The sequence below is a fragment of the Caulobacter sp. LARHSG274 genome, assembly GCF_052871235.1.
Genome location: NZ_JBIXJO010000018.1, coordinates 1 through 16,607 on the forward strand (window position 1 = coordinate 1; position 16,607 = coordinate 16,607).

Annotated in this window: 21 protein-coding genes and 1 pseudogene; 17 read left to right on the plus strand and 5 right to left on the minus strand. The window is 68.6% G+C overall.

Annotated elements, in window-relative coordinates; translation table 11 throughout:
* The 5 genes from ACIPQB_RS21010 to ACIPQB_RS21030 form a co-directional block, all read left to right on the plus strand.
* Positions 1-236 (plus strand): acyl-CoA dehydrogenase family protein (locus tag ACIPQB_RS21010; protein ID WP_446483135.1); only part of this gene is annotated, 236 nt, incomplete at its 5' end.
* A gap of 42 nt (positions 237-278) precedes the next feature.
* Entirely contained in the window at positions 279-551 is a 273-nt protein-coding gene (locus ACIPQB_RS21015; RefSeq protein ID WP_446487200.1) for a type II toxin-antitoxin system Phd/YefM family antitoxin, read from the plus strand.
* On the plus strand, positions 548-970 hold the full coding sequence (locus tag ACIPQB_RS21020; RefSeq protein ID WP_446487201.1) for a type II toxin-antitoxin system VapC family toxin: 423 nt from the start codon (positions 548-550) through the stop codon (positions 968-970). Before ACIPQB_RS21015 ends, ACIPQB_RS21020 begins: the two co-directional genes overlap by 4 nt.
* 13 nt (positions 971-983) lie before the next feature.
* Entirely contained in the window at positions 984-2,036 is a 1,053-nt protein-coding gene (locus ACIPQB_RS21025; RefSeq protein WP_446487202.1) for an enoyl-CoA hydratase/isomerase family protein, read from the plus strand.
* Between the two features lie 58 nt (positions 2,037-2,094).
* A complete protein-coding gene (locus tag ACIPQB_RS21030; protein WP_446487203.1) occupies positions 2,095-2,898 on the plus strand; it encodes a class I SAM-dependent methyltransferase in 804 nt (267 codons plus the stop codon).
* On the opposite strand, the pseudogene ACIPQB_RS21035 reads toward ACIPQB_RS21030, so the two are convergent.
* Positions 2,865-3,022 (minus strand): annotated as a pseudogene (locus ACIPQB_RS21035) (hypothetical protein). The gene ACIPQB_RS21030 and the pseudogene ACIPQB_RS21035 sit on opposite strands and share 34 nt — an antisense overlap.
* Positions 3,023-3,060: 38 nt before the next feature.
* Between ACIPQB_RS21035 and mmsB the strand changes: the two are divergent.
* Both mmsB and hemA read left to right on the plus strand, forming a co-directional pair.
* A complete protein-coding gene (gene mmsB / locus ACIPQB_RS21040; protein WP_446487204.1) occupies positions 3,061-3,972 on the plus strand; it encodes a 3-hydroxyisobutyrate dehydrogenase in 912 nt (303 codons plus the stop codon).
* A gap of 167 nt (positions 3,973-4,139) precedes the next feature.
* Positions 4,140-5,366 (plus strand): 5-aminolevulinate synthase, encoded by a 1,227-nt coding sequence (gene hemA, locus ACIPQB_RS21045; protein ID WP_446487205.1) that lies wholly within the window; start codon positions 4,140-4,142, stop codon positions 5,364-5,366.
* A gap of 33 nt (positions 5,367-5,399) precedes the next feature.
* On the opposite strand, the gene ACIPQB_RS21050 is transcribed toward hemA, so the two are convergent.
* Entirely contained in the window at positions 5,400-5,837 is a 438-nt protein-coding gene (locus tag ACIPQB_RS21050; protein WP_446487206.1) for a MucR family transcriptional regulator, read from the minus strand.
* Between the two features lie 205 nt (positions 5,838-6,042).
* Between ACIPQB_RS21050 and glyA the strand changes: the two genes are divergently transcribed.
* The 8 genes from glyA to ACIPQB_RS21090 all read left to right on the plus strand — a co-directional run bounded on the left by glyA (position 6,043) and on the right by ACIPQB_RS21090 (position 13,412).
* Positions 6,043-7,347 carry a serine hydroxymethyltransferase gene (gene glyA / locus ACIPQB_RS21055; protein WP_446487207.1) on the plus strand — a complete coding sequence of 435 codons (1,305 nt, stop codon included), beginning with the start codon at positions 6,043-6,045 and terminating at the stop codon, positions 7,345-7,347.
* A 32-nt stretch (positions 7,348-7,379) separates the two neighbouring features.
* Positions 7,380-7,853: a transcriptional regulator NrdR gene (gene nrdR / locus ACIPQB_RS21060; RefSeq protein ID WP_446487208.1), complete on the plus strand. Its 474-nt coding sequence runs from the start codon at positions 7,380-7,382 to the stop codon at positions 7,851-7,853.
* A 78-nt stretch (positions 7,854-7,931) separates the two neighbouring features.
* Positions 7,932-8,396: a 6,7-dimethyl-8-ribityllumazine synthase gene (locus ACIPQB_RS21065; RefSeq protein WP_446487209.1), complete on the plus strand. Its 465-nt coding sequence runs from the start codon at positions 7,932-7,934 to the stop codon at positions 8,394-8,396.
* The gene (nusB, locus tag ACIPQB_RS21070) at positions 8,393-8,854 is read left to right on the plus strand and encodes a transcription antitermination factor NusB (protein ID WP_446487210.1); all 462 of its coding nucleotides are present in this window, start codon (positions 8,393-8,395) and stop codon (positions 8,852-8,854) included. Before ACIPQB_RS21065 ends, nusB begins: the two co-directional genes overlap by 4 nt.
* Positions 8,763-9,911, plus strand: coding sequence for a thiamine-phosphate kinase (gene thiL / locus ACIPQB_RS21075; RefSeq protein ID WP_446487211.1), 1,149 nt, complete (start codon positions 8,763-8,765; stop codon positions 9,909-9,911). The genes nusB and thiL overlap by 92 nt, the downstream gene beginning before the upstream one ends.
* A 107-nt stretch (positions 9,912-10,018) precedes the next feature.
* Positions 10,019-10,444: an SRPBCC family protein gene (locus tag ACIPQB_RS21080; RefSeq protein WP_446487212.1), complete on the plus strand. Its 426-nt coding sequence runs from the start codon at positions 10,019-10,021 to the stop codon at positions 10,442-10,444.
* Between the two features lie 61 nt (positions 10,445-10,505).
* Positions 10,506-11,024, plus strand: coding sequence for a hypothetical protein (locus ACIPQB_RS21085; RefSeq protein ID WP_446487213.1), 519 nt, complete (start codon positions 10,506-10,508; stop codon positions 11,022-11,024).
* 249 nt (positions 11,025-11,273) lie between these two features.
* Positions 11,274-13,412, plus strand: coding sequence for a sodium-translocating pyrophosphatase (locus tag ACIPQB_RS21090; RefSeq protein WP_446487214.1), 2,139 nt, complete (start codon positions 11,274-11,276; stop codon positions 13,410-13,412).
* Between the two features lie 255 nt (positions 13,413-13,667).
* Here the strand turns inward: ACIPQB_RS21090 and ACIPQB_RS21095 are convergent, their stop codons facing one another.
* From ACIPQB_RS21095 to ACIPQB_RS21105, 3 genes are all read right to left on the minus strand, one after another.
* Positions 13,668-14,003, minus strand: a complete 336-nt coding sequence (locus ACIPQB_RS21095; protein WP_446487215.1) for a hypothetical protein — start codon at positions 14,001-14,003, stop codon at positions 13,668-13,670.
* A 157-nt stretch (positions 14,004-14,160) separates the two neighbouring features.
* Entirely contained in the window at positions 14,161-14,691 is a 531-nt protein-coding gene (locus ACIPQB_RS21100; RefSeq protein ID WP_446487216.1) for a response regulator, read from the minus strand.
* A gap of 161 nt (positions 14,692-14,852) precedes the next feature.
* The gene (locus ACIPQB_RS21105) at positions 14,853-15,341 is read right to left on the minus strand and encodes an outer membrane protein assembly factor BamE (protein ID WP_446487217.1); all 489 of its coding nucleotides are present in this window, start codon (positions 15,339-15,341) and stop codon (positions 14,853-14,855) included.
* A gap of 120 nt (positions 15,342-15,461) precedes the next feature.
* Between ACIPQB_RS21105 and ACIPQB_RS21110 the strand changes: the two genes are divergently transcribed.
* Both ACIPQB_RS21110 and ACIPQB_RS21115 read left to right on the plus strand, forming a co-directional pair.
* Positions 15,462-15,992 carry a ubiquinol-cytochrome C chaperone family protein gene (locus tag ACIPQB_RS21110; protein WP_446487218.1) on the plus strand — a complete coding sequence of 177 codons (531 nt, stop codon included), beginning with the start codon at positions 15,462-15,464 and terminating at the stop codon, positions 15,990-15,992.
* Complete coding sequence (locus tag ACIPQB_RS21115) at positions 15,977-16,525, plus strand: YceD family protein (RefSeq protein ID WP_446487219.1); 549 nt, start codon at positions 15,977-15,979, stop codon at positions 16,523-16,525. The genes ACIPQB_RS21110 and ACIPQB_RS21115 overlap by 16 nt, the downstream gene beginning before the upstream one ends.
* Positions 16,526-16,607: the final 82 nt, after the last annotated feature.

Below are 16,607 nucleotides of genomic sequence, written 5' to 3' on the forward strand. Positions count from 1 at the left end.
CCGCCCTGGACCGCAAGGACCCCGCCGCCACCAAGCTGTGCGCCATGGCCAAGCGCTTCGCCACCGACGCCGGCTTCCAGGTCGCCAACGACGCCCTGCAGCTGCACGGCGGCTACGGCTACCTGCAGGACTACCCGCTGGAGCGCATCGTCCGCGACCTGCGGGTCCACCAGATCCTGGAAGGGACCAACGAGATCATGCGGGTGATCATCGCCCGCGAGATGTTTCGGGCGTGATGTGCTAGTCTGACCACAACTGGTCAGAATTGGGAGACTCCCATGCGTGAAGTCGGCGTGCTCGAAGCCAAGACCCACCTGTCGTCGTTGCTGGACGCCGTCGAGAGGGACGGCGAGACGGTGACCATCACCCGCCACGGCCGTGCGGTGGCCACGCTGGCGCCCGTGCTCGAAGCAGGGCAGGTCCGTGCACGAAAGACCTCTGCAAAGGAACTCGTCGCCCGTTTCAAAGCGCTTCGCGAGTCGATCGCGGCCGCCCATCCTGAAGTCGAGAAGCTGACCTGGGAAGACCTGAAGCAGATGGCCCGCGAGTGAGATCGGTCGTTCTCGACGCCTCGGCCGCCCTGGCCTGGTTGTTGCCTTCGCAGGCGACCGACGCTGCGGCCGCGCTCCTCGGCGAGGGAGACGCGATGATTTTCGAAGCGCCCGCCATCTTCGAGTGGGAGGTCTATAACGTGCTGGTCGGCATGGTGCGGCGAGGCCTGCTGACCGACGAGCAGTATGGGAAGGCCTTGGCGGATTATCGGCGCCTCGACGTGCAGCTCCATGCCCCGGCGGTCGGGATCGAGGAACTGGCGTTGCTGGCGCGCACCGTTCGTCTCAGCCTCTTCGATGTTTCCTATTTCGCGCTCGCTCTTGACCGAGGGACGCCTCTGGCCTCACGCGACGAAGCCTTGCTGGCCGCCGCCGGCCAGGCGGGCATCGAATGTTTCGATCTTAGAGCGACCGCTTAGCCCCACGGAATCCATGACCGACCAGCCCGAAGTCCTCGTCCGCGTCCAGAAGAACGTCGGCCGCCTGACCCTGAACCGGCCCCAGGCGCTGCACGCCCTGACCCAGACCATGTGCGAGATCATGATCGGCGCCCTGCTCGACTGGCGCGACGATCCCGAGATCTACATGGTGATCATCGACCATGCCGGCGAGCGCGGCTTCTGCGCCGGCGGCGACATCCGCATGCTGGCCCGCAGCGGGGCGGGCGACGGTGTCGAGGCGCGAGCCTTCTTCCACACCGAGTACCAGCTGAACCACCTGCTGTTCACCTACGAGACCCCGGTGGTCGCCCTCCTCGACGGGGTGGTGATGGGCGGCGGGGTCGGGATCTCGATGCCGGCCCACTATCGGATCGCCACCGAGCGCACGACCTTCGCCATGCCCGAGACCGGCATCGGCCTGTTCCCCGACGTCGGCGGCGGCTGGTACCTGCCGCGCCTGCCCGGCAAGGCCGGGCTGTGGCTGGCCCTGACCGGGGCGCGGATCAAGGGGGCCGATTGCCTGCGGCTGGGGATCGCCACCCACTTCGTCGAGTTCGGGGCGGTCGAGGGGTTGAAGAAGGCTATCGTCGCCGACCCGCGCCGCATCGACGACATCCTGAAAAAGTATCGCGCCGACGCCGGCAAGGCCCCGCTGGTCAGCGTCGAGCAGGACCTCAACCGGCTGTTCGTCGGCGACAGCGTCGAGCAGATCTTCGAATTCCTCGAGGCCGACAGCAGCGACTGGGGCAAGGCCCAGCTGGCGGTGATGCAGACCAAGTCGCCCCAGACCCTGAAGGTCGCCTTCCGCCAGTTGGAGGCGGGCGCGGCAATGACCGACTTCGCCGACAACATGGCCATGGAATACCGGATCGGGGCCCGCGTCGTGCAGAGGCATGATTTCCTCGAAGGCGTGCGGGCGGTGATCATCGACAAGGACAATGCGCCGCTTTGGGATCCGGCAGAGCTTGCAGGCGTCACCGACGCGATGTTGGATGAGATTTTCGCGCCCTTGCCGGCCGGCCAGGAATGGACGCCGCTGACGTAGCGTCTTTGCTGCGCTAGCTTGCCGTGCAACGAGAAGATGATCGTCGGAAGGAACACCCATGCGTAAGCCGCTACTCAGCCTCGTCGCCGCGCTCGCCCTGACCGCCTGCGCCACGACCCCGATGGGTCCCGCGGCCCCGCCGCCCCCGCCGGCCAACGCCCCGGTCGCCATCCCGGCCAACATCGCCGCGGCCCTGTCGGATCCGGCGCGCCCGTCCGCCGACATGGTCCGCGACGAGCTGCGCCTGCCGGCCGAGACCCTGGCCTTCGCCGGCGTCAAGCCGGGGGCCAAGGTCGCCGACCTGATTCCCGGCGGCGGCTATTTCACCCGCATCTTCTCCAAGGCGGTCGGGCCCCGCGGCCACGTCTACGCCTACGTGCCCGACGAGCTGACCAAGCTGGCCAAGCGCGAGCCGGCGGTGAAGGCGATCGCCGCCGACCCGAACTACAAGAACGTCTCGGTGATCCTCAACACCCTGCCCAGCTTCGCTGCGCCGGAGAAGCTGGACCTGGTGTTCACCGCCCAGAACTACCACGACATGCACGACAAGTTCATGGGCCCGGCCGACCTGTCGGTGGTCAACCGCCAGGTCTTCAAGGCCCTGAAGCCGGGCGGCGTCTATCTGGTGCTCGACCACGTGGCCGAGGCGGGCTCGGGCCTGCGCGACACCGAGACCCTGCACCGCATCGACCCCGCCGCCGTCAAGCAGGAGGTCACCGCCGCCGGCTTCATCTTCGAGGGCGAGAGCCGCATCCTGCGCGACAGCGCCGACAAGCACACGCTGAGCGTCTTCGACCCGTCGATCCGCGGCAAGACTGACCAGTTCATCTACAAGTTCCGCAAGCCGGCGGCGGGGCGGTAGAGGCGAGGCCCTGCGTCCTTCGAGGCCCGCTGCGCGGGCGCCTCAGGATGAGGGGCTTTGTGCTGACGTCCTCATCCTGAGGTGCGAGCCGCAGGCGAGCCTCGAAGGACACAGGGCGCCGCAGACCACGACAAGAGCCGCGCCCATGAGGCGCGGTTCGCTTTGGGGAGCACGGGCATGACCCGCATCGCCTTCATCGGCCTGGGCAATATGGGCGGCGGCATGGCCGCCAACCAGGCCAGGGCGCAGCATCAGGTCAGCGCCTTCGACCTGTCGGCGGCGGCGCTGGACAAGGCGGTGGCGGCGGGGTGCCGGGCGGCGGGCTCGGCGGCCGAGGCGGTCAAGGACGCGCAGGTGGTGATCACCATGCTGCCGGCCGGGCCCCATGTGCGCTCGGTGTATGGCGAGCAGGTGCTGGTCCACGCCCCCAAATCGGCCCTGCTGATCGACTGCTCGACCATCGACGTCGACAGCGCCCGGGCCGTGGCCGTCCAGGCCAGGGCGGCGGGCTTCCGCTTCGCCGACGCCCCGGTGTCGGGCGGGATCATGGCCGCCGAGGCCGGGACCCTGGCCTTCATGGTCGGCTGCGACGACGCGGATTTCGCCGCCGTCCAGGCGGCGCTCGAGCCGATGGCGCGGGTGACCATCCACGCCGGCGAGCCCGGGGCCGGCCAGGCGGCCAAGATCTGCAACAACATGCTGCTGGGCGTGTCGATGCTGGGAACCTGCGAGGCCTTCGCCCTGGCCGAGAAGCTGGGCCTGGCCGCCGAGCGGTTCTTCGCGATCGCCAGCCAGTCGTCGGGCCAGTGCTGGTCGGTCAACACCTATTGCCCGGTGCCCGGCGTGGGCCCCGCCACCCCGGCCGACCGCCACTACGAGGGCGGCTTCGCCACGGCGATGATGCTCAAGGACCTGAAGCTGGCCCAGGACGCCGCCGCCAAGGCCGGCGCCTCCACGCCGATGGGCGCCCAGGCCGAGGCCCTCTACGCCCTGTTCGACGCCAACGGCTTTGGCGGCAAGGACTTCTCGGCGGTGCTGCAGATGCTGCGCGGCAGGCTCGGCGAGCTGAATTGAGGCGTTGACCCGAGCGGCGCCTGTTCGTTCACGCATGCGATGCGTCCATTCGCGCCTTAAGTTCGTAGGTAGACGTCCCTATGTGGACAGAGGGCGTCGCTGGTGCGAAAAGCCAAGCCTTGAGAAGGGACCGATCGGGCCGACCGGGTCTGTCGAGTAAAGACATCATGGATTACCAAGCCGCGTTCCGCAGCGCCGTCGACCAGATCCGCGATGAAGGCCGCTACCGGGTGTTCGCCGACCTCAAGCGCCATCGCGGCGCGTTTCCTCGCGCCACCTGGACCGACGGCCAGGGCGTCGAGCGCGAGGTCGTGGTCTGGTGCAGCAACGACTATCTCGGCCAGGGCCAGAACCCGGTGGTGCTGGACGCCATGCACGCGGCGATCGACAGCCACGGCTCCGGCTCGGGCGGCACCCGCAACATCTCCGGCACCAACCACCATCACGTCGAGCTGGAAGCCGAGCTGGCCGACCTGCACGGCAAGCCCGCGGCCCTGCTGTTCACCTCGGGCTATGTCTCCAACGAGGCCAGCCTGACGGCGCTGCAGAAGCTGCTGCCGGGCCTGATCATCTTCTCCGACGCCCTGAACCACGCCTCGATGATCGCCGGCATCCGCAACGGCGGCTGCGAGCGCCACGTGTTCCGGCACAACGATCTTGAGCACCTGGAGCAGCTGCTGGCCGCCGCGCCGGCCGACGCGCCCAAGCTGGTGGCTTTCGAGAGCGTCTATTCGATGGACGGCGACATCGCCGACATCGGCGCCACCGCGGCCCTGGCCAAGCGCTACGGGGCCATGACCTATCTCGACGAGGTCCACGCCGTGGGCATGTACGGCCCGCGCGGCGGCGGCGTCGCCGAGCGCGACGGCCTGATGGACCAGATCGACATCATCGAGGGCACCCTGGGCAAGGCCTTCGGGGTGATGGGCGGCTATATCACCGGCGACGCCGTGGTGATCGACGCCATCCGCCTGGTCGCCTCGGGCTTCATCTTCACCACCTCGCTGCCGCCGGCCCTGACGGCCGGGGCCCTGGCCAGCGTCCGCTGGCTCAAGCAGCATCCGGAGGTCCGCGAGGCCCACCAGGAGCGCGCCGCCACCCTGAAGGCGATGTTCAAGGCCGCCGGCCTGCCGGTGATGGACAATGACAGCCACATCGTGCCGGTGCTGGTCGGCGACGCCCACCACACCAAGCTGATCAGCGACATGCTGCTGGCCGACCACGGCGTCTATGTGCAGCCGATCAACTACCCGACCGTGCCGCGCGGCACCGAACGCCTGCGCTTCACCCCGACGCCGTTCCACACCGACGACATGATGCGCAAGCTGGTGGGGGCGATGGAAAAGCTCTGGGCCCACTGCAACGTCGCCCGCATGGGCGGCCACGCGGCTTAAAACTCACCCTCTCCCTATGGGAGAGGGTTCCCGCTACCGCCCCCGCATCTTGCCCTTGCCCAGGCCGATCTGCTTGGCGAAGTCCGAGCGGCGTTCGGCATAGGCCGGGGCGACCATCGGATAGTCGCCGGGCAGGGACCATTTGCGGCGATATTCCTCGGGGCTCATATCGTAATGGGTGCGCAGGTAGCGCTTGAGCATCTTCAGCTTCTGGCCGTCCTCCAGGCAGACGATGTAGTCGCGCTGCACCGAGCGCGACACCGGCACCGCCGGCTTGGGCTTGTCGGTCGGCTGCGGGGCCTCGGCGGTCGTCAGGGACGACAGGGCGCCGTGGACCGAGCGGATCAGTTCGGGCACCGCCGTGGACGCCACGGTGTTCTGGGCCACATAGGCGGCGACGATTCCGGCGCTGAGGCCGAGGATGTCGATGGCGTCGCCGTCGGTTTGAATCTCGTCATGCGACGTCGCCATACGCTTCCACCCTGTTTGCAAAGTTACTGTGTTTCAAAGTCACTCGAACGCCCGGCGCGCCAGCTATAGCCGGCCCGGTTCGTGCCCAACGCGCGCCGCTATCGTGAGGTTCCCGGATTGATCGCGGCGCGAAGGGGGTTAAAGAGAGCGCGCTGACTCCCGCCAGTGTTCCTGCCTCAAGTCTCCCAGCCCCAGGAGAGCGTCCATGACCGCCCCGGCCGCCAACATCACCGCCGACAAGACCGCCTTTTTCGGCGCCGACCTGGCCGCGGCCGATCGCGACATCTTCGATCGCATCGGCCTGGAGCTGAACCGCCAGCAGAACCAGATCGAGCTGATCGCCTCGGAGAACATCGTCTCGCGGGCGGTGCTGGAGGCCCAGGGCTCGATCCTGACCAACAAGTACGCCGAGGGCTATCCAGGCCGGCGCTACTACGGCGGCTGCGAATATGTCGACGAGATCGAGACCATCGCCATCGAACGGGCCAAGGCGCTGTTCGGGGCCGGCTTCGCCAACGTCCAGCCGCACTCGGGCTCGCAGGCCAACCAGTCGGTGTTCATGGCGCTCCTCCAGCCGGGCGACACCTTCCTGGGCATGGACCTGGCGGCCGGCGGCCACCTGACCCACGGCAGCCCCGCCAACCAGTCGGGCAAGTGGTTCAAGCCGGTGTCCTACACCGTGCGCCAGCAGGACCAGCAGATCGACTACGACGCCGTGGAGGAGATCGCCCAGCGCGAGAAGCCCAAGCTGATCATCGCCGGCGGCAGCGCCTACAGCCGCCAGATCGACTTCGCCCGCTTCCGCCAGATCGCCGACGCGATCGGCGCCTATCTGATGGTCGACATGGCCCACTTCGCGGGTCTGGTGGCCGGCGGGGTGTTCCCCAGCCCGATCCCGCACGCCCACGTGGTCACCACCACCACCCACAAGACCCTGCGCGGCCCGCGCGGCGGCATGGTGCTGACCAATGACGAGGCGATCATCAAGAAGGTCAATTCGGCGGTGTTCCCCGGCCTGCAGGGCGGTCCGCTGGAGCATGTGATCGCCGCCAAGGCCGTGGCCTTCGGCGAGGCGCTGCAGCCGTCGTTCAAGGCCTACGCCCGTCAGGTGATCGATAACGCCCGGGCGTTGTCCGAAGCCCTGCAGACTCAAGGGGTCAACATCGTCTCGGGCGGCACCGACAGCCACCTCATGCTGGTCGACCTGCGGCCCAAGGGCGTGACCGGCCGCGACGCCGAGCACAGCCTTGAGCGGGCCCACATGACCTGCAACAAGAACGGCGTGCCGTTCGACACCGCGCCGTTCACCGTCACCTCCGGCATCCGCCTGGGCACCCCGGCCGGCACCACCCGCGGGTTCGGCGTCGCCGAGTTCACCCGGGTCGGCCAACTGATCGGCGAGGTTGTCAACGGTCTTGCAATCAACGGTCCTGACGGCAATGCCGAGGTCGAGGCCCGGGTGCGCGAGGAAGTCCTGGCCTTGACGGCGCGGTTCCCGATCTACAACTAATGGGCCCTGACTTGGTCGGGAGGGCCTAGATCATGCGCTGCCCGTTCTGCGGCCATATGGAAAGCCAGGTGAAGGACAGCCGGCCGTCGGAAGACGGGGCGGCCATCCGTCGCCGTCGACTGTGCCCCGAATGCGGCGGCCGCTTCACCACCTTCGAGCGGGTGCAGCTGCGCGAGTTGACCATCGTCAAGCGCTCGGGCCGGCGCTCGCCGTTCGACCGCGAGAAGCTGGTGCGCTCGATCTCGATCGCCACGCGCAAGCGGCCGGTCGATCCGGAGCGGGTCGAGCGGATGGTCAACGGCATCGTCCGGCAGCTGGAAAGCCAGGGCGAGACCGAGCTGCCGTCCTCGGCGGTGGGCGAGATGGTCATGAAGGCGCTGAAGTCGCTCGATGACGTCGCCTATGTCAGGTACGCCTCGGTCTATCGCGATTTCCGGGAAACCAGCGATTTTGCGAAGTTTCTCGGGGCCGAGGGCCTCAGCGACGTCGCCGAAGACGAGCTATAGGCGCATTCTACGATTCGATTTTGCGACGGCGCCGCTTGTTCCGAAAGGACCGGTCCCGTCGAGGAGAGTTCAGGGACTATGGTGGAAGACAAGATTCGCCTGCTGATCGTGGAGGGCCGCCGCTATTCGGGGCTGTCCGACGAGCTGCTGCGCGGCGCGACCCAGGCGATCGAGGCCCATGACGCGGACTTCGACGTGATCACCGTCTCCGACGCCCTGCAGATTCCCGCCGCGGTCGCCCTGGCCGAAGAGGCCGGCCACCGGCCGGTCGGCGTGCGCTATGACGGCTTCGTGGCCCTGGGGGCGATCATCCGCGGCGAGACCTACACCTTCGAGATCATCGCCAACGAAACCGCCCGCGGCCTGCAGGACCTGGCGATCGGCAAGCGCCTGGCCATCGGCTACGGCGTGCTGAACGTCGACGACGAGGACCAGGCCTGGACCCGCGCCAAGGTCTCCGAGGGCGACCGCGGCGGCCATGCGGCTCGCGAATGCCTGGAACTGGTGGCCCTGCGCCGCCAGCTGCTGGGGGCCGGCCGATGAGCCGGGGCGATCGCATCCAGCCCCGCTCGGTGGCCCGCCTGGCCGCCGTCCAGGCCCTCTATCAGATGGAAGTCTCCGGCGTCGGCGTCGACGCGGTGGTCCGCGAGTTCGCCGAGCACCGCTTCGACCGAGATGTCGACGGCCCGGACGGCGACCAGCTGGCGGCCGCCGACGAGACCTTCTTCGCCGACCTGGCCAAGGGCGTCGTCGCGCACCAGGCCGCCGTCGACCAGGCCATCGTCCGCCGCCTGGCCTCGGGCTGGAAGCTGGAGCGGCTGGACGCCACCGCCCGCGCCGTCCTGCGCTCGGGCGCCTACGAGCTGATGCACCGGCCCGACGTGCCCACCGAGGTGGTCATCAACGAATATGTCGAAATCGCCAAATCCTTCTTCGAGGGACCGGAATCCGGTTTCATCAACGGCGCCCTGGACGCCATCGCGCGTGACGCCAGAAGCTGACGACGACTGGTTCGACGAACCGACGCCGGAAACGGCGGCGGCCGACGACGCGTGGTTCGACGAGGCCGCGACCCCGGCGGAAGCCCCGCCGGTCGACGAGTTCGGCTTGATCGAGCGCCTGCTGCGGCCACTGACCCGCGGCGACCAGGCGGCGCTGGACCTGCTGGACGACGCCGCCGTGCTGCCCTCGCGTCCCGGCTACGACCTGGTGATCACCAAGGACGCCATGGTCGCCGGGGTGCATTTCCTGGCCGGCGAGGACCTCGACGTGGTGGCCAAGCGACTGCTGCGCACCAATCTTTCCGACCTGGCGGCCAAGGCGGCGGTGCCCTACGGCTATTTCCTGGCGGTGGGCTGGCCGTCGGGCACCACCCTGACCGATCGCGAGACCTTCGCCCGCGGCCTGGCCGAGGACGGCGAGGCCTTCGATATCAGCCTGCTGGGCGGCGACACCGTCACCACCTCGGGCCCGATGGTGGTCTCGGCGACCTTCCTGGGTTGGGTGCCCAGCGGCGACGCGGTGCTGCGGCGCGGGGCGCGGGTCGGCGACCGGCTGATGGTCAGCGGCACGATCGGCGACGGCTGGCTGGGCCTGCTGGCCCACTGGGGCGAGGTCGAGGACCCGGACGGCGGGCTGGTGCACAGCTATCGCCTGCCGCCGCCGCGCCTGAGCATCCGCGACGCCCTGCGGGCCTACGCCCGGGCCGCCGCCGACGTCTCCGACGGCCTGCTGGCCGACGCCGGCCACGTGGCCAAGGCCAGCGGCCTGCGGGTCAAGGTCGACCTCGACCGCCTGCCGCTGTCGCCGGGGGCCCGAAACTGGCTCAGCGCCCAGCCCGAGGCCGGCGAGGCGCGGATGTCGCTGGCGTCGGGCGGCGACGACTACGAGATCGTCTGCGCCGTCGATCCCACCGACGTGGCCGCCTTCCAGGCCGCCGCCATGGCTGCCGGGGTGCCGGTGCGCGACATCGGCGAGTTCGTGGAGGGCGAGGGGGTCTGCGCCCTGTTCAAGGGCAAGGACATCACCCCCGAACGGCTGGGCTGGCTGCACGGGTAGGCGCGCCATTAAGCGCCTCCGCGATGCCCGGTCGGCGTTGATTCAGGTCAAGGTGATCCCAGCGAACCAGCAGCCAATGAAGCTGCGGTGACAGGGAGCCAGGCCTCATGCACATCTTTGTGGAACACACGATCTATGCGTCGCCGGAGGCGGTGGCCGCGATCATGTTCGACCCCGACCGCGAAGGCGAGTGGGTCGCCAAGGGCGGCAAGGCCGAGACCCTGACGCCGGGGCCGCTGGCCGTCGGCTCGCGCGTGCGCCACGATGTCGGCGTGCTCGGCTGGCAGTTCTCGTTCATCACCGAGGTCACGGCGCTGGATCCCGGCCGCACGCTGGAAATGAAGATCGTCGAGGCGTCGGACCAGGGGGCGATCATCTATCAGGTCGTCGAGACCTCCGGCGGGGCGATCGCCTCCATCCATGTGGAGGACGAGTCGATGGTCCGCTTCCCGCACTCGGTCTGGGCGCGCAAGAAGCAGGCCGAGGAGAACCTGGCCCACCTGGCCCGGGCGGTGGCGCACGCCCAGGCGTGACAAAAGGGCCGGCGGCGGCCGAGGAAACCAAACCTCAAGCCTTGTTGGTTAAGGGATGGGCATGACCTCTCCGCCGCCCCTTCGCCGCCGCGCGTTCCTGGCCGTTTCCCTGGCCCTGGCGGCGACGCCGGCCTGGGCCAATGCGGCCAAGAAGAAGGAAGGCGAAGCCGATCCGAAGGTCGATCCGGTCATCAGGCTGCAGTCCATGGCCCTGCCGATCATCGTCGACGGCCGGCTGGTCAACTATGTGTTCGTCCAGTTGAGCCTGACCCTGAAGCCCGAGGTGCCGGTGGCGGCGTTCGAGGGCCAGGAGCCGATGCTGCGTGACGCCATCGTTCGCGAGGCCCACGCCAAGCCGTTCGTCCGGCCCGACAGCTACAGCCTCGTCGACGAGGCGCGGCTGAAGGCCTCGATCCTGCGCGAGGCCAATCGCCTGATGGGGCCGGGCAAGGCGGCGTCGGTGACCCTCATCAAGCAGACGCCGCGCAACTTCATCGCCCCGCCGCCCAAGCCCCGACCCCAGGCGGCCGCGGCTCCCGCCCCGCGCCAGGCGCCCTCCGATCCCGACCTGGTGCCCTGACCGGCGCGAAAACCGCGTCCGCGAAGCTTTCGCGCTGATTGAACGCCGTTCCCGCAGGCGGTTGCGCGGGCCGCGACCATTTGGCACTGTCGCGGCCTTGGCGCCAGACCGGCGTCATCAGGGAGCATCGAGGGGGGCACGAGGCCAAAGGCCCGCCCGTCGCGTGCGGCGGAGGCGATCCTTGGCGATCGTGCTTCGGCTGGACCGGCGACCCTCTCGTGATTGGAACGCGAAGAGGGCGAATTGACGATGAGTTCTTGGCTTTACGTGGCCATAGGGGCCGGGTTGTTGGCGGTGCTGTACGGCGCCGTGCAGACGGCCTCGCTGATGCGGGCCTCGCCCGGCAATGCGAAGATGCAGGAGATCGCCGCGGCGATCCAGGAGGGGGCCCAGGCCTACCTCAAGCGCCAGTACACGACGATCGCCATCGTCGGGGTGGTGGTCATCGCCCTGCTGGCGTTCTTCTTCAAGTCGTGGGAGCAGCCGGTCGGCTTCGCCCTGGGCGCGATCCTGTCGGGCGCGGCCGGCTTCGCGGGCATGCTGATCTCGGTGCGGGCCAATGTCCGCACCGCCCAGGCCTCGTCCGAGAGCCTGGCAAAAGGCCTGTCGATGGCCTTCACCTCGGGCGCGGTGACCGGCATGCTGGTGGCGGGCTTCGCCCTGATCGGCGTGGCCGGCTATTTCGCCCTGCTGTTGAGCCTGGGTCATGACGGCACCGACCGGGTCGTGGTCGACTCCCTGGTGTCGCTGGGCTTCGGCGCCAGCCTGATCTCGATCTTCGCCCGCCTGGGCGGCGGCATCTTCACCAAGGGCGCCGACGTCGGCGGCGACCTGGTCGGCAAGGTCGAGGCCGGCATTCCGGAAGACGACCCCCGCAACGCCGCGACCATCGCCGACAATGTCGGCGACAATGTCGGCGACTGCGCCGGCATGGCCGCCGACCTGTTCGAGACCTATGCGGTGACCACGGTCGCCACCATGGTGCTGGCGGCGATCTTCTTCGCCGGCACCGACGTGGTGGCCTCGATGATGCTGCTGCCGCTGGCCATCTGCGCGGTCTGCATCGTCACCTCGATCATCGGCGCCTTCTTCGTCCGCCTGGGCAAGAAGCAGAACATCATGGGCGCCCTCTACCAGGGCCTGATCGTCACCGGCGTGCTGTCGATCCCGGCGGTCTGGTACGTGATCCACCAGCTGGTGCCGAACGCGATCGAGCTGGACGGCCGGATGTTCACCGCCGACAACCTGTTCTATTGCGGCCTGGTCGGGCTGGCGGTCACCGCCGCGATCGTGGTGATCACCGAATACTACACCGGCACGGGCTTCCGGCCGGTGAAGTCGGTGGCCCAGGCCAGCGTCTCGGGCCACGGCACCAATGTCATCCAAGGCCTGGCCATGTCGCTGGAGTCCACGGCGCTGCCGGCCCTGACGATCATCGTCGGCATCCTGGTGGCCTATAATCTGGCGGGGCTGTTCGGCATCGCCATCGCCGTGACCACCATGCTGTCCCTGGCCGGCTTCATCGTCGCCCTGGACGCCTTCGGCCCGGTCACCGACAACGCCGGCGGCATCGCCGAGATGGCCGGCCTGCCCAAGGAGGTCCGGGTCACCACCGACGCCCTCGACGCCGTGGGCAACACCACCAAGGCCGTGACCAAGGGCTACGCCATCGGCTCGGCCGGCCTGGGCGCCCTGGTGCTGTTCGCCGCCTATACCGAGGACCTGAAGTTCTTCTCGGCCAACGCCGAGGCGGGCGGCTTCTTCGACGGCATGGGCCCGGTGACCTTCGACCTGTCCAACCCCTATGTCGTGGTCGGGCTGCTGTTCGGGGGGCTGCTGCCCTTCCTGTTCGGCGGCATGTCGATGACCGCCGTGGGCCGGGCGGCCGAGTCTGTGGTGGCCGAGGTCCGCCGCCAGTTCCGCGAGAATCCCGGGATCATGACCTATGAGGTCAAGCCGGAATACGGCCGGGCCGTCGACATCCTGACCAAGGCGGCGATCCGCGAGATGATCGTGCCCAGCCTGCTGCCGGTGATCTCGCCGGTGGCGCTGTTCTTCGTCATCAAGGCGATCGCCGGCAAGGTCGACGCCTTCGCCAGCCTCGGGGCCATGCTGATGGGGGTGATCGTCACCGGCCTATTCGTGGCCATCTCGATGACCAGCGGCGGCGGCGCCTGGGACAACGCCAAGAAGGTGATCGAGGAAGGCTTCACCGACAAGGACGGCGTCCTGCACAGCAAGGGCGGCGACACCCACAAGGCCGCCGTCACCGGCGACACCGTCGGCGACCCCTACAAGGACACCTCGGGCCCGGCCGTGAACCCGATGATCAAGATCACCAACATCGTGGCCCTGCTGCTGCTGGCGGTGCTGGCCCACGGCGTCTGATTTCGGTCGAACCGGACAGGACGACGCCCCGGAGGGAAACCTCCGGGGCGTCTTTGATTCCGGACCTGGATCTGGGCGCGAATGACCCCGGACTGAAGCGCCCATCCCCAATCCGTTTTCCCGGCGAAGGCCGGGATCCAGGTCGTAGAGCGGGGTGTTTCGGATCATCGTCCAACACGACGGCTGAATCTGGGCCCCGGCCTTCGCCGGGGAGACGGATGAAAGATGGCGATTCAGCCTTTGATCATCCTGGGCCTAGCCGCGGCGGTGGTCGCGGTCCTGGCGGTCGTGCTTCTCGGCCACGACCTGGCGGCTCAGGCGGTCGAAGCGGGCGTCGAGGTCGGCGCGTTCGCGCATCGACAGGCCGTGGGAGCGGCGATAGCTGGCCTCCAGGCGGGCGATCGACCGGAACTCGCCGCGCAGGCGGGCGGCCTCGGCCCGGGTCAACTCGCCGCTGCGGACGCCCTGGTCAATGCGCTGTTCCAGGTTGGCTTGGCGCTGGTTGATCGATTGCCAAGGCGCGGCCTGGGCGGCCAGGGGCGCGGCCGAGACGGCGGCCAGGGCGGCGAGAGAGAGCAGGATGCGCTTCATGATAGGTCTCCGACGTAGTTTTCCACGGACGCGCGACGCGTTCCGATAGAACCCATGAAAGACCCTGGCGGTTGAACGTTCCCCGATTGCGTCGTTGGTTTGCATTCATGTGGCGCGACGACGTCGGCCATGAAACGCGGGCCGACTCGGCCTCTGGTCAGTAGAGGTCCTGCAACTCGACCTCGGCCTGCGCCTCCGCCGCGGCGCCGCGGCGCTCGTCGCCGTCATAGTCGTGGTCGATGCGCCGCCGGCGGCAGGGGCCGAAATAGGCGCCGGCCCGGACGAAGTCGCGTGGATTGTTGATCACCTCGTTGACCCGGTGCAGCACGCCGCGCGCGGTCAGCGGCTTGGCCAGGAACTCGGTGACCCCGGCCATGCAGGCCTCGTTGAGGCTGGCGCGGGTGGCGTGGCCGGTGATCATGATGATCGGCACATAGGGATTGGCGCTGGCCGGCGAGGTACGCACCCAGCGGATGAAGGCCAGGCCGTCGACCGGCTGCATCATCAGGTCGGTGAAGATGATGTCGATCTCGCGCTCGGTCACCGCCTTCAGCGCCTCGACGCCGTCGCTGGCCTCGATGATCTTGCGCACGCCCAGCGACTTCAGCACCGTCCCGATGATCTCGCGCATCGGGGCGCTGTCGTCGATGATCAGCACCGTCAACGGACGCAGGTCGGGCGCGCTCAACAGTCATCCCCCTTGGCAAGGCGGCGTCAGCCGCGACATCGCCTGGGGAAGCTACGCCGTCGTCGTTGAGAAACCGTTGATATGAGCGACGAAATGTCGCGAAAATTCAGCCGGTTATGTTAACCGGTCCAGGGCCTGAGTTTGCGGCGGGGGCGGAGGGCCTAGCGGCGGTCCTGCGGGCGATTGCCCGGGACGTCCTGGTCGTCCTGGGGCAGCATGCCGCCGCGGCCGACATTGCCCAGCAGCTGCTCGAGGATGGTCATTTCGCGGCCGCGGGTCGGGGTCTCGTGGCCGTTATAGGCGATGACCTTGCCGTCCTTCAGCGTGTAGGTGTTGATCGAGGCGACCTTCTCGTCGGCCGGATTGAACTTGATCGCCACCACGTCGCGCTTGATCACCCGCGGCTTGTAGAAGGCCACTCGGTCGGTGGTCTGCGAGATATAGTACCAGGCGTTGGCGTCGAAGGTGGAGGTGGCTGACGGCGAGCCGAGCTTTTCCGTCACCGTCGACTTGGTGTCCTCGCCCACCTTCATGTCGGCCGGCTTGGCTTCGATGGCCTGGAAACCGGAATAGCTCGTCAGCGGCGTGCAGCCTCCGGCGACGGCGGCGAGGCCGATGACAGCGGCGGCGAGAACGGCGGGACGAAACATGCAGGCTCCGGTACCTGGAAAGGCTGACTTTGACCTATCGCCCGCGCGGGCTTAGTTCAATGGTCCGCGTGGAACCAGGAGCCAACTAGTTCGACGTCGCGGCGAAATCGAGGCGAAGCTATGTTTCTGGACCGGCTGCTCAAACCCAGGCCCGCCAAGGCGGCGGGGGGCAAACTCTACGCCTCGGCGGCGGCCCAGGCCCGCTCGGCGCCGCTCTACGCCCGGATGGGCGTGCGCGATTCGATCGAGGGCCGGTTCGAGCTGTTCACCCTGCACGTGGTGCTGCTGCTGGAGCGGCTGAAGGGGCGGGGCGAGGCCGCGGCCGAGGTTTCGCAGGCGACCTTCGACGCCTATGTCCACGGCCTGGACGACGCCTTCCGCGAGATCGGCGTCTCCGACACTGCGGTCGGCAAGAAGATGAAGAAGCTGGCGGGGGCCTTCTACGGTCGGCTCAAGGCCTTCGACGAGGCGGCGGCCAGCCTGCCCGACCGCGCGGCCCTGGCCGAGATGCTGGCCCGCACCGCCTTCGAGGAGCGCGGCGAGGGCGACGTGGGGGCCCTGGCCGACTATGTGGTCGCTGCGCGCGACCAGCTGGCGGTCCAGCCGCTGGAGACCCTGCTGCAAGGAGAGGCCCAATGGCCGAAGGCGTGATCGATCCCTGGCCCTGCAGCGTCACCCTGGGACGGATGGGCCGCGGCCTGGACCTGCGCCTGGAGCCCGACGCCGCCGCCCGCCGGGAGATCGCCAAGACCCTGAACCTGGTGTCGCTGGACTCCCTGGACGCCGAGATCTTCCTGCGGCCGTGGATGGACGGGGCCGAGGTCTCGGGCCTGATCCGCGCCCGGGTCACCCAGGTGTGCAGCGTCTCGGCCGACGAGTTCGAGGAGCCGGTGGAGTCGCGCTTCTCGCTGCGGGTGCTGCCGGCCGACAGCGAGAACACCTCGCCCGACGAGCACGGCGACCTGGCGCTGGATCCGGAGGGCGACGATCCGCCCGACGTGCTGGAGGGCGAGACCATCGACGTCTCGGCCTATGTCATCGAGCACCTGGCCCTGGCGCTGGACCCGTTTCCGCGCAAGCCCGGCGCGGTGTTCCAGCCGCCGGCCGAGCCGGTCGACCTGTCGCCGTTCGCCGCCCTGAAGGCGCTGAAGAGCGATCCCGAGGCCGGCGGGGAGGGGTCCTGAATGACGGCCGCGTTCCGCTTGCGCGATCTTCCCGCGGCTGTATCGTCCCGCCGCCTTGACCCAGCGGTGCGCCGCGCCTGGA